This window comes from Alteromonas halophila (assembly GCF_014651815.1).
Taxonomy (GTDB): domain Bacteria; phylum Pseudomonadota; class Gammaproteobacteria; order Enterobacterales; family Alteromonadaceae; genus Alteromonas; species Alteromonas halophila.
The window spans coordinates 151,580-163,547 of record NZ_BMXP01000008.1; the positions used below are offsets into that span (position 1 = coordinate 151,580).

Sequence of the window (11,968 nt, forward strand, 5' to 3'; positions counted from 1 at the left end):
TTAGCTGCCTGAGATAATAGAAACATACTTGTTCGGAGCTCTTAGTCAGTTACTTTGCACCGAAGTACTCTGGCAAGGTTCAACGGTACATAGAGACAGTGAGCGTCATGCAACCTGCACAAAAACGTATAGCGTTTCACAGAAGGTATCATGGTTATACAGGCGGGCATCAGAAAGTCCGCGATTATATTGATCACTTTCTGGCGCTCGGATGGCGCCCATCGCTATATCTAAGTAATAAAGCCGCCACAAATAAAACGCTTTTTGACGAAATTTGCGGTGTTACCTATCAAGCACAGTTCGATACCCAGAACACAGATGTGGTCTTTCTTGCCGGTGAAGACTGGCAGCCTTACCTTGCAAACAACGAAAACAGTGTTCAGCACACAATCATCAATTTAATTCAGCATGTACGCCATGCAGAACCGGACTCTACGCTTTTTTCATACTTACAGTATCCAGCGATTCGCCTGTGTGTGTCGCAAGCCGTAAAGCGCGCCATTGAGCCTTATGCAAATGGTCCTTGTATTGTCATACCGATGGGTCATGAATTACCAATACCTTTGGGCAATGTCCAAAATGATGTTTTTATTCTCGCTAATAAAAAGCCTGAGCTTGGCCAACAGCTTTTCCAGTGGTTGGAAGACTCTGGCAAATCGGTAACCCAATATAGCCATACCGTTGAGCGCGAACGAGTCACAGCAGCTATGTCATCTGCTAGAGTAACAATTGCACTACCTAACGATACGGAAGGCTTTTACCTGCCAGGTATTGAGGCTATGTGGCTAAGTGAAGCGGCAGTTGTTCCCTACTGTATCGCAAATACCGAATACAGCAATGCGCTGAACAACTGCTATTTGTGTGAATACTCCTATGCGGCAATTCAGGAGGCAACACTTTCGGCCCTGAATAAGAGCAGAATTGAAAGCCGTATCCGAAAGTCCTTTGGTAATAGGACGGCAAAAAAATACACAGCCCCTCGCGAACGTGCAGCCTTAGCGCGCGCACTGACACGTTATGTTTTGTAGCAGGCAATACATGATAGCTGGCACCTGGCTTTGCCAGCGATTGCCAGCTGTCTTTTCTGCAAGCCTTGCATTTAGCAGGATCTACCGTACTATCTGCCGACAAATATGCGCTGTTTCTGTCCGGCAGGATGACTCGTACTGCTTGAATGCACAACCTTGTTTACATTGGGGACAGTAGAGCGTTTTAGCAATCAGGAAGCCTTTTAAGAAATTATTTATGAACTTATCAAAAGTTAGTGACCTACAGGTATTAAATCAGTTCAACCAGCCAGACTATGGCGATCCCGTAGAGGTGCTGTCTCCGGTAGAACAGAGATACGATTTAGATTTTGTAAAAGATATCAGCTCGGACTCCGAATCCAGAGAAGATTTTAGTCGCCCGCTTCCTCCTGAAAACGTCCTCTTTCCTTCTGTAAAATTACGGCAGATTGAAAATGCATTTGTTACTGACGCATTTCTCACTTTTGATGAAGAATACGTTTATACAGACACTATTTTGAAGGGTGGGCTTGGGTCATTTAAGCATAATGACGCTCTTAACTGGTCTCAGCAAAAAATCTCAAAGACGATTGATAATATTTCCTACGAATTTCAGCATGAATCTGTGCTCGTCGTTCACAATGAAGGAGGAGGCACCTGGGGCCATCACCTTATTCAAAACTTCCCCAAAATTTTATTCATTAAAAAGCACTTCCCACATATAAAAATAGCGTTACCGAAAGGCTTCTGCAGTTTAAACATGAGTCAGGGAAAGTTACTGAATGCGTACGGTATAGATAGAGATTCAATAATTCCACTAAGTAGTAACACCTCCTACTTGTTTAAATCTGTATATATTTTGGACTTTTTGTTTGAACCGAAATCCGGGTTTATTCATCCGTGGGCATTAGACGCCCTCAGGTCTGTTGACATACTTTTAGAGAACACGCATGAAGTGGACAGGTTGTTTATTAAACGACTCAAGAAGCGAGAAATAGAAAACCGGTCAGAAGTAGAAGCGTTACTGGAGCAATATCATTACCAACCTTTTACTCAGGCGCACGCGAACCTCGATAGTCAGATTGCAAACTGGGGGCGCGCCCGATCAGTAGTCGCAACGCTTGGCAGCGATATGACTAATATGGTATTTCTGCCTGATGGGGCCTCGATTCTTTCGCTCTCTCCTGACTGGTTTGGCGATCGTTTCTTTTTCAATTTGGCCTGCGCTGCCAACATAAACTGGTTTGAGCTTAGGTGCGGCAAAGTTGGTAAAGAAAGCGAGAGTCATCAAAGATTCAATAATTTCTTTGTTGATAAGCCGATGCTGGAACAAAAAATACGAGATATTGGCGAGTTGGCCAAGTGATCGGCTGACTTACGTCAACTATGTATTGCCAGTTGGCAGAAAGCTGCTTTGATATAAAGCTTTGTCAATTTTACCGAAAGTAACGACGAATACGGGCTGTTAAATTTCGTAAGAAAGGAAAGTGATAGTTTTTGTATTTTGCGCTGACATATACGCTAAGCTGCTCGGCGACTTTCTGCTCATGGTATTTTTTGGCCTGCTCTAATATGGATCTTGCCAGTGCTGGTTTGCATTCAGCCAGTAACCGCAAGCATTCCTGCATATCCTCGATGCGCGCCGTTTCTGACAAGTATTCCGGCTGAGTATACTGACTTAGTAATGTTTGTAGTTTGTCCGCATCTAATTGCTTATCTCCACTAGTAAGTAACCGCGCCTGCTCTGCTAACTGACGCTGAAAAGTGACAACCCTATCAGGCTCAATAAGTGAAAATGCTGGCTGACTTTCACTCACGAACTGCAAAAACCTGTCCAGTTCATCAATCACATGTGACTGTAAAAAGCGGTTGCAAACTCGCATTAATTCAAGCGCACCGGACCTGTACTGCGTATTCACTTTTTTACTTTTATCAGCAGACTCACTGCTTAGGGACATCAGCGATAAAAAATCATCTATCAAGCTGCCGTTAACCAATAACGAACGTTCCAGGTATCTGTAAGTAACGCTGACTGAAAACTGACGGGCAATATCACTTACTGCAGAAAGTTGTTCGAAGGTAGCTTTGTCCTGTTGTAGGAACTCATAATCTGCTCTGTGTCGCTTAACATGCTGATGATAGTTAGACTCCAGCAGTGAGAGTGGATGGCGAATATAAAAGATATAGTGTGCCAATGGAAAACGGCTAAAAAGCCATGGCAACGAATAAAAAAAGTGCTCAGAGGAAAGCAACAGAGTTTTGTCATCAGACCGTGCAAAATCACCCACTAGCCGGCTCGCCTTATCATCATCAAAAGCCCACTTGTCATCACCGGTATTAGACAGGAGCACCGTGAAATTGCCTGAGCTAATGCCGTTTTCATCAAAGTGATGTTGAGGATACTCGATACCTGAGCGCCGCAGCATACTGCGATTTTTAAGTAGCCAGGACTGGACCGCAGAAGTGCCTGTTTTAGGAGGCCCTAAATGCAACAGCAGTCGTTTATCCGTAACATTGCTCTTGTCTGTCTGCCGCTGGTAGTTTTCATAACACTGTTCAAAGACGGATTTCACCTGCGCATATAACGTATAGTCCTGCGCATGAATACGCTGAATTTCTGCGTAGTCCTCCGTACTTATCGTAGCCAGAACCTGGTGACTTACGCATTTCACCTTCGTAGGCGAAACAGTCGACAACCTTTCCCCGGTCCAGATCTCAGCCATTAACAGCGACTTCGCATAAGACTCCTGAAGTCCCACAAAGCCAAGTGAAGATATATCCAGCCCGGCAAGCTGTTTAGACAAGTAATTTATCCGGGCAGGCTTTGAATAAAAATCTGCAAAGGTGCCTGTGGCCTTTCCCTGTTGGCGCAAGCCGTCATAGGATTGCTTTAGCCTTACCGCCGGATCACAAAGAAAAATACCCAGCCGCTCCACTTCGCCACCGTGGGGCTGGTTTACTACTTCGGCGGCTTCAGTCAGGGATATATCTGTACCACTACTCAGGCACGTTTGTAATGTCTGTAGGAAACGCCTGCTATCTGTTCCTGGAACCGAGAGCAGGGATAGCGCCTGCGCCATTAGTAATGTTCTCCGTGAAATAAGAAATACAGTCGAGCGTAGGTCTGCGCAGCCCAGGGGATCGATTCTTTATAGTCCCCTTCAAAGACTTGTTTAGGCGCTATGTTTTCTTGTGGCAGCGCCAAAAAGCTAAACGTCTTGGCCATTACTTCATGATGCTGACGGATCAGATCCTCCTGTTTGTGCAGTAAAACCTGATTGGCTGGGACTGCATCATAAAGGGCAGCAAGTTGTCGCTTATAGCACCCTCTGAGCAGGTAAGAAAAATCCCGGTATGCATGTTCAAAAGGGGCGTAAGGCAACGCTTCTTTCCAGTTTTTCATTCTCCATGGCTCGGTCAAAAACGCACGCAGTGGCGACAACTCCTCCAGCCCCCTGCGCTTACTCATCTGATAGTGAGAGTATGCGCGAGCGACGGGATCTCTTAACATCACCAAAAATTTTGCATCAGGGTTATACGACACACATTCAGCAATAAAGCGGGGGTGAAGCAATGTAATGGGTGTAGCATCACAGAGGTATTTTTCTCCATTGTAATGCGACAGCCTGGCGTCATATTTTTTCTGTGCATATCCCGCTTTATCTGCGCTACGGTGATAGTCAGGGTCATCAAAGACATGGGCCTCTTTGCCTTTAACAAGACACACGTCAGGGTGCGCACTAATGAACTCGGCGAGCGCTGTGGTTCCTGCTTTTTGCACGCCAAGGATAAAAAGGTTAACTTTTTTCATTGATTGGCTGTTAGTCATCGCACCGCCTTCTGGATTAGCATTACTCAGTTGCGAGGCTCGCCTAATCTTAATGAGGACTTCAAACGTCGCACAGCTGCCCGCCATTTTCTGTTTACTTTTCCGGGGACATTGAATGCTGTGGCAGTCATTCTTGTATATAGCCTGTTTTGAGCCAACTGTGGAGAAATATACGCATTTTCTATCAGGAAACGCTCAATGAGCACTTTAATATCAGGCGACGTGCGCTGCAGCGCGCTAATAATGGTTACTTGTTGTTTGAACGTAAGTTTTCTGTGTGAGGAACATTTCATTGTCTCGCCGCTGAAATTAAGCCCAGTCAACGTGGTTAGCGCGGCATTTTCTTTCTCTACGGCATCGCGAATGTTATCCAGTTCCTGCTCAGTCAGTCTAAACGGTCCATCTGAGAGAGAATAGTTTTTAGCATTAAATGTTGCAGCCTGGGGGTTATACTTTCCATTCTTACGAATTGGAATCACCGCATTGACATGATTTGCAATGCGTACGGCCACATTACTCAGGCCCACATTGTCTCTGGCATCTGACTGTTTAGGCAGCGGTAAATTCAGGTGCTCAACAAAATGCCCTACGGGCCCTGATCGCGCGCACGCATCCGGAAAATGAAAAAACTCAATATTACTAAACACTGACTGAAGCTTAACAATATCTGCACTTCGGCTTACCAAAGACGCTGCAACGCTGACCGACCTGCCATTTTTAATTTGTTCCTGTACTGCTGAGCAGTGGTATGAATAGGCTGGCCTTACATACAGCAGAACCCGAATATCCCAGCCTTCAAAAAAAGTTAAAAACGCAGACAATTCGCTTTCAGTAAACTGAGAAAAGCCCTCTGCACTCAGTAATATCCGTGTTTCCGTATTTCTTAGCACTTCGAATTGCCGATGAAAATGTGCAGCCGCCTCCTGAGGATCGGCATCGGCAAGGTTTTTATAAAATAGTTTTCCGGGCTGTTTTGAAAACGCTAACCGCAACGGCGCGGAGTGATTATGAAATGTTTCTTTCCCATACGAAAACTTAGGATAAGTGAGTCCATGTGCTGCCAGTTTTTTTCGGTACTGACCTAAAAAATTCTGAATACTGGTTGAGCCGGTTTTATGCAGACCGGCATGAATAATGAGCGACTTCACGGATCCCTTTTATACAAATAAATAATATGTTCAAAGACTACACAATGAGGCTTGCAATATGCGGTTAAACCCGCGCAGTATAACACTTAGCGGGGCCAATTTTCATTGTCGTTACGACGACAATTTCTCCACACTGCATGTAAAAGCGTCGACCGGCGCGGTCAGTTTGGGAACCCGCTCCATATGCCGGTCCCAATGCTTAGATACGGTCCTGTCCTTTAACTGTTTTACCCGCCAGTTTTTTTGAAAATATCTTAGCTCGCGCATATACCGTTTGATCTTGTCGTCTGACAGATCATCTCCGCGAGAAACTGACTCGTGGTGATACAACACTGCATCAGCGCAATAGAGTGTTTGGTAGCCACACTGATTCAGCTTAAGACACAAATCGATATCGTTATAGGCAACCGCCAGGTGCTTTTCGTCCAGGCCTCCTACCTTGTCGAATTTTGTTCGTTCCACAACTAAACAGGCAGCGGTGACTGCAGTCATCATCTGGTTCTGGGAAATACGATGACCGTGGTGAGTCTGCTCATGTTCCTCAAGACGATGCAGGTGGCCTGCCGCGTTCCCCATACCCACAACCACACCGGCATGTTGAATTCTTCCACTGCCGTACAGCAACTTCGCACCTACAGCGCCAACATCAGAAAGACGCGCCCAGCACACCATTTTATTTAGCCAGTCAGGCTCAATCACTTCTACATCATTATTAAGCAGACATAGCACGTCGCCGTTCGCTTTTGATGCGGCAAAATTGTTAATGGCAGAGTAATTAAACGGATAGGGATACCTGATGACCCGCACACCTCGTGTAGCCACGGAGCTAAGGTAGTTCAGGGTGTCTTTATCGTCGCTGTTGTTATCAATAACAATAATTTCAGTGTTTGGATAGCTCGTTGCCGTCAACAGAGACTCTATACAGGGCCTGAGTACATTCAGACCATTGTAAGTAGGTACAATCACCGATACCAGCGGTGCGTCGGTCACAGGGTAATGCCACTGACGAAGCGCAGCTGTGTCCGACGCTTCTGTTTTCATTGTCTGATAATGCGTTGATACTTCACTGAGCACCGTTGCCTGGCGGCCTGACATGACCAGAAATTCGTCTATCCTTACGGGTGTTTCGCCCGCCGATATCTGCTTGGCAACCATCTGATAAAGCGACAGCGCAGAGAGCTTACAAGGTGTCGCAAGCAACGTCTGATAGAGGTCTTCACGAAAAAAAACGGCAGGGCCGATAAAGTCATACGTTGCAAAAAAAACAGGATCAAACTCAGGTTTAACGACACATTCACCTGATGCGCCGACATGCTGAGAGTACAGAATGGGCGGAAACCCGTTTCGATGCGCCGCCTGAGCAATGGCTGCCGGGGCAGCCGGATGAAGACAGATGTCGTCAAAACTGACAATGATATACCGCCGGGTGGCGTCGCTGGTCATTGCCGGATTTAATCGCTCTGGCTGAGCGCCGTCCACAATCAGAAGGCTATCTTGCTGCTCCCGCGTGACCGAAAGGGCTGAAAGAGAAGCCAGAACATCCCGTTGATGACACCCGCTTTGATGATAATCAGACAGTGTTTGCGTCGAGCTGAACAGTAACGACAGCATGGCCGCGGGTCTTTTTTTGCGTGCTTCTCGCAGAGCGGTACGAAGACGAACCTGCCAGGCAGGAAAACGTTCAACATCTGCGGTTTTCAGCCCTTCGGTATGTAGCACACCACCCGTTGTAAAAAAGTAGCCGCGATAACGAAGGTTGGGTAGCCAGTCACCTGATGTTTCGACAAGTGGAACCAAGCTGCTTTCTTGCGCCAGCCTTATGTTGACTGTACTTTCCAGCTCTGTCGCACTTGCTTTTATATGATACCAGCCAGCTTGCAGTGTGCGCGCATTTCCGTTGTTTTTCGCCACTGGTCTGATTCCGCATACAAAGCGCCTGAAAAATTGCCTTAACCCCCGCACAATACCATCCTGTTGTCGATTACCACGTTACACCCGCTAACTCAGGGTAAGCCTCCGCCTTCAGGCGCTCCGTATCCAACTGAAAATGATCACACAAATCATTAAAACGCTGTACAGACTGCGGCAGCGAGATAGTAGGCACGTCAGCATAGCAGTCGATACTATGACAGGGGTGTACCAGGCGTGACTTCACGTTACTCCAGGCATCAAATATGGCACCAATATCAATGGCCACGGCGCCGCGCTCCTTTAACCACTGGCAATAGATCTTGCCCAGCCCCCCGGCACCTACCAGAAACAGCGCGCCAGGATAAGGAACACTAAGTTGCTCTTGCAGTTGTGCAAACCGATCAGGGAAGTGGGGAAGCGTTGAACGTCCCTCATACTTGCTTTGCCCACGTACCAGATAATGCTCAACTGCGCCAATTTTAAAAACACGCTTCAAGCTGTCTGCCACGTCTCTGGGCGATACTACGCCAACCACATCCCTTTGCCAGAGCAGTTTTCTGAAAAGTAGCGTAAATTGCAGGTAGCGATGCAAGGCGGCATCGGTGAGCATGGTACCGTGTTTTATGAGGCTGTAATGTTCAGCGGCATCAAATACGGCCTGATAGTGCGGGTGCAACTGGGTTTGCTTTGTTCTCGGTACTCCAACAACATCGGCTTGTCGCACTGCGTCCCGCATTTGCTGAGCAATTGAATATGACGCCTCGTCGCTGATATCTGTGTGACCAAACCAGTCTTTGTAACACCGATCAACGGCACTTCGACCAAGCAGTTCGGGATATGCCAGCATACCGCCTTCTCTGTCACCCAGTCTTATAACCGACAGTGGTTGCCTGTTTGTCAGTGCTGCCTCAATCTTTAAGCAGACCTCAATAACATTCGATTTTTGCTGCATGCGTATCTGGAAACGGAGTCATTTTAGTTTGGCGTTATTTTCACACACGGGGTTAAGGCTGTACACGCTAATTACCCTCGTCATGGTTGACGCGTAACCAGGCACAATACACCACAGATATTTAACTCAGGATACATATCTGCCAACCAGGGTTTGCAGAAATGGCAATAATTCGCGCTGGAACCACTTATGGCGATGCAGCCAGCGATTATTGCGACCCGACGGGTGTGGCAATACCAGTTCACCCGGTTGAAGTGACTGCCAGTCAGCAACAGCGTCTGTTAAGCGTTTGTACTGTGGTAAATAGTGGCGCTGTGCATGGCGGCCAATGTAAATTGTCAGTGATGGTGAGATCGTTTGCAAAAACGCATCATGCCAGCGCGGTGCGCATGGTTTTAGCGGCGGTGCGTCTGCGCCATTTCGATAGCCTGGAAAGCAAAAGCTCATGGGCACCACTGAAATATTGTTATTTGAATAAAACTGCGCCCGGTTTAGTCCAAGCCAGCCCCGCAATCGATCGCCGGACGTATCATCCCAGGCGAGACCAGACTCGTGCGCGAGTCGCCCGGGAGCCTGACTGATTAACACGATTTTTGCAGACGGACTTAGAATAAATACCGGTTTTGGCTGGTGCGGTATTAACTCACTGCAATACCGACATGCCCGGGCACGATGTTCAAGTTCAGTTGCATCATTCACCTTAATACCTGACACTTTGCTTCTCTCCCGACAAATGGAATACTTTTTTAATGCTGATCGGACGACCTTCGACAAACCTTGCGGTGCCAGGTACTGTTATATTGCTTTGCCTGTTAGTTACTTTTCCTGCCAGAACCGCGACGCTCTATCTGACGCGCCACTATGAAAAAACAGCCGGGCCAAACCCCGGACTTACTGAGCAAGGTGCCCGTCGCGCAGAGAATCTCGCTACGTACATGACACGGCAATCGATAGGGAAAATATTTTCCACACCTTATAAGCGAACGACAGATACTGCACGTCCAACTTCTGTCATTACTAAGACACCCATCACCCACTACGATCCAAGCAAGCTTCAGGATTTAGCGGACAGCGTCAGTGACAGTCACCATAACGTACTTATTGTTGGTCACAGTAATACGACACCTCAGTTAATTAAGCTTCTTGGCGGGCCTGTTGTCGTAATAAAAGAAGATGACTATGGCGTACTTTATAAAATAGAAGTGGGAAAAGATAAAGACAGGTTTTCGCAAACAACCATCCCTGTGCCAAACTAAGCAATTGGGCACCCCCATGTGCTACATGTAGCACTAATGATAGCGTTCAAGCATGCGGTTAGAGAATTTTACTAAGCGCGTTTGAGGCTCGCCAGTGTTTATAGACAAAATGGGTTAGCCCACAAAGCAGACTGAAACTTCCAAAGGAATAGCCTGATGAGAACTGTTGTCACCTACGGAACATTTGACTTATTTCATATCGGTCATGTCCGGCTTCTCAGGCGTCTTAAAGCGCTTGGCGATCGGCTTGTCGTTGGTTTATCAACCGACGAGTTTAATAAAGTGAAGGGGAAAGAAATCGTTATCCCTTTTGAAGACAGAAAGGAGATACTGTTGTCCTGTCGTTACGTCGATGATGTATTTGAGGAAAACAGCTGGGAGCAAAAACGGGCAGATCTGATCCGGGAAAAGGCATCGACGTTCGCAATTGGTGATGACTGGGCCGGTAAATTCGATGATCTGGAAGATATAGTTCAAGTTCTATACCTTCCAAGGACCAAAGACATTTCAACGACTGAGCTTAAAACCGTTCTTTCTACCATTACTGACGATAAGTTACAGGAAATAAAAAACGTTGCATCTCACCTCGTGTCGCTAACTGAAAGCCTGAAATAACAACCCAGCACGCGCGGCTCCACTCAAGCTATACATGGCATTCTTACGTTCTAGTGTCGTTCCTCGTTGTTACTCTACGGTTGCACGAAGGAGGTCCCGGACACGTGCGGCGCACGTTCCGGGATGACGTCTTTATTTTATTGGTGATGTTATTGCGTAAGCTATATGTGCGCTTTCACGGTGAAGATGTTCTTTGTTGCTACGCTACGGTTGCACGAAGGAGGTCCCGGACAAGTGCTGCGCACGTTCCAGGATGACGTCTTTGTTTTATTGGCGGTGTTATTGCGTAAGCTATATGTGCGCTTTCACGGTGAAGATGTTCTTCGTTGCTACTCTACGGTTGCACGTAGGAGTCCCGGATAAGCGCTGCGCGCTTTCCAGGATGACGCCCTTCTTCGATTTGCTCCTTGTACCGCTTTTGAACCGAAGCAAGCTCTCACATGGGGGTGAAGAACGGTGAGCGTAGCGAGCGAGGGGTGCCAGTGGCACGCCGATAAACTGGTATGGAACCAGTTTGAACAGCTTTAGCTGGCCTGCGTAAGCAGGTGAACCACAAGGAAGTGGTGAATAAAGTGATGAACGCGAGCACAAGACGTGCGAGCTGGTCGATGCACCAGGGATGGGTGAGGCTCCGGTTTGCGAAGCAAATTTGAGGTGACTTAACGTCACCTCAAAAGGAACGAACGGGCGTACAGGACGTACGCCCTGGCACTGCGCCACATGGATGTGTCCGAATGCATCGATTCAACGTCCGAGGGGTTAGGTTTCGCTATGCGGGAGTAGCACGTCAGTGCTGGTCCCAAAAACAAAAAACCCCGCGTTCGCGGGGTTCTTTTTTTTTCGAATTAGGAGTCTGGCGGTGTGTGCCACGTCGCTATGGCCGCCAGACAAAACTGGTTGTTACCGACTTACGTCAATAACATAACAATCGGGAAAGTCTGATATTCAATCTATCGAGTAACGTCACTACTCTACGTACATATTTCTTAGCTTGTCTACAACACTCAATGTTTCTTAACTCCTCCTAGTTTAGCGAGTAGCAAAATGGTCAGTCGATTTCACATCGACGGTTAAACCGTTTTGCACGCCCACTTGCAAAGCAAGTGCTTGTAGGTGAAGAGCTAAAAAGCTTCTTGGGTGTTGTATGGTTAAGCCTCTCGGGCAATTAGTACAGGTTAGCTTAACGCCTTACAACGCTTCCACATCCTGCCTATCAACGTCTTAGTCTAAAACAACCCTTCCAGAGCTTA

At 47.1% G+C, this 11,968-nt stretch carries 10 protein-coding genes and 1 rRNA gene; 4 read left to right on the forward strand and 7 right to left on the reverse strand.

What is annotated here, in order from left to right:
* Nucleotides 1–107: 107 nt before the first annotated feature.
* Both IE054_RS17875 and IE054_RS14475 read left to right on the forward strand, forming a co-directional pair.
* Nucleotides 108–1,028, forward strand: a complete 921-nt coding sequence (locus IE054_RS17875; protein ID WP_229805180.1) for a hypothetical protein — start codon at nucleotides 108–110, stop codon at nucleotides 1,026–1,028.
* 217 nt (nucleotides 1,029–1,245) lie between these two features.
* Complete coding sequence (locus IE054_RS14475) at nucleotides 1,246–2,373, forward strand: glycosyltransferase family 61 protein (RefSeq protein WP_189407631.1); 1,128 nt, start codon at nucleotides 1,246–1,248, stop codon at nucleotides 2,371–2,373.
* 70 nt (nucleotides 2,374–2,443) lie between these two features.
* On the opposite strand, the gene IE054_RS14480 is transcribed toward IE054_RS14475, so the two are convergent.
* The 6 genes from IE054_RS14480 to IE054_RS14505 form a co-directional block, all read right to left on the reverse strand.
* Complete coding sequence (locus IE054_RS14480) at nucleotides 2,444–4,087, reverse strand: hypothetical protein (protein ID WP_189407633.1); 1,644 nt, start codon at nucleotides 4,085–4,087, stop codon at nucleotides 2,444–2,446.
* A complete protein-coding gene (locus IE054_RS14485) occupies nucleotides 4,087–4,836 on the reverse strand; it encodes a sulfotransferase family protein (RefSeq protein ID WP_189407636.1) in 750 nt (249 codons plus the stop codon). Before IE054_RS14485 ends, IE054_RS14480 begins: the two co-directional genes overlap by 1 nt.
* A gap of 26 nt (nucleotides 4,837–4,862) precedes the next feature.
* Nucleotides 4,863–5,984, reverse strand: coding sequence for a hypothetical protein (locus IE054_RS14490; protein WP_189407638.1), 1,122 nt, complete (start codon nucleotides 5,982–5,984; stop codon nucleotides 4,863–4,865).
* A gap of 111 nt (nucleotides 5,985–6,095) precedes the next feature.
* Nucleotides 6,096–7,781: a glycosyltransferase family 2 protein gene (locus IE054_RS14495; protein ID WP_189407640.1), complete on the reverse strand. Its 1,686-nt coding sequence runs from the start codon at nucleotides 7,779–7,781 to the stop codon at nucleotides 6,096–6,098.
* A 184-nt stretch (nucleotides 7,782–7,965) separates the two neighbouring features.
* Nucleotides 7,966–8,847, reverse strand: a complete 882-nt coding sequence (locus tag IE054_RS14500; RefSeq protein WP_189407643.1) for a GT-D fold domain-containing protein — start codon at nucleotides 8,845–8,847, stop codon at nucleotides 7,966–7,968.
* Nucleotides 8,848–8,973: 126 nt separating this feature from the next.
* Nucleotides 8,974–9,561 (reverse strand): uracil-DNA glycosylase family protein, encoded by a 588-nt coding sequence (locus IE054_RS14505; protein ID WP_229805182.1) that lies wholly within the window; start codon nucleotides 9,559–9,561, stop codon nucleotides 8,974–8,976.
* 35 nt (nucleotides 9,562–9,596) lie between these two features.
* Here IE054_RS14505 and IE054_RS14510 point away from each other — a divergent pair, with 35 nt between their 5' ends.
* Both IE054_RS14510 and IE054_RS14515 read left to right on the forward strand, forming a co-directional pair.
* Nucleotides 9,597–10,103 carry a SixA phosphatase family protein gene (locus IE054_RS14510; protein ID WP_189407645.1) on the forward strand — a complete coding sequence of 169 codons (507 nt, stop codon included), beginning with the start codon at nucleotides 9,597–9,599 and terminating at the stop codon, nucleotides 10,101–10,103.
* A 156-nt stretch (nucleotides 10,104–10,259) separates the two neighbouring features.
* A complete protein-coding gene (locus IE054_RS14515; protein ID WP_189407647.1) occupies nucleotides 10,260–10,718 on the forward strand; it encodes an FAD synthase family protein in 459 nt (152 codons plus the stop codon).
* 1,144 nt (nucleotides 10,719–11,862) lie between these two features.
* Here IE054_RS14515 and IE054_RS14520 read toward each other — a convergent pair.
* Nucleotides 11,863–11,968, reverse strand: a 23S ribosomal RNA gene (locus IE054_RS14520); the annotation flags it as partial.

Bases quoted from the DNA above. Each gene is read 5' to 3' on its own strand.
- IE054_RS14510 (WP_189407645.1), top strand. From the start codon at position 9,597: ATGCTGATCGGACGACCTTCGACAAACCTTGCGGTGCCAGGTACTGTT.
- IE054_RS14480 (WP_189407633.1), bottom strand. From the start codon at position 4,087: ATGGCGCAGGCGCTATCCCTGCTCTCGGTTCCAGGAACAGATAGCAGG.
- IE054_RS14500 (WP_189407643.1), bottom strand. From the start codon at position 8,847: ATGCAGCAAAAATCGAATGTTATTGAGGTCTGCTTAAAGATTGAGGCA.
- IE054_RS14485 (WP_189407636.1), bottom strand. From the start codon at position 4,836: ATGACTAACAGCCAATCAATGAAAAAAGTTAACCTTTTTATCCTTGGC.
- IE054_RS17875 (WP_229805180.1), top strand. From the start codon at position 108: ATGCAACCTGCACAAAAACGTATAGCGTTTCACAGAAGGTATCATGGT.
- IE054_RS14475 (WP_189407631.1), top strand. From the start codon at position 1,246: ATGAACTTATCAAAAGTTAGTGACCTACAGGTATTAAATCAGTTCAAC.
- IE054_RS14515 (WP_189407647.1), top strand. From the start codon at position 10,260: ATGAGAACTGTTGTCACCTACGGAACATTTGACTTATTTCATATCGGT.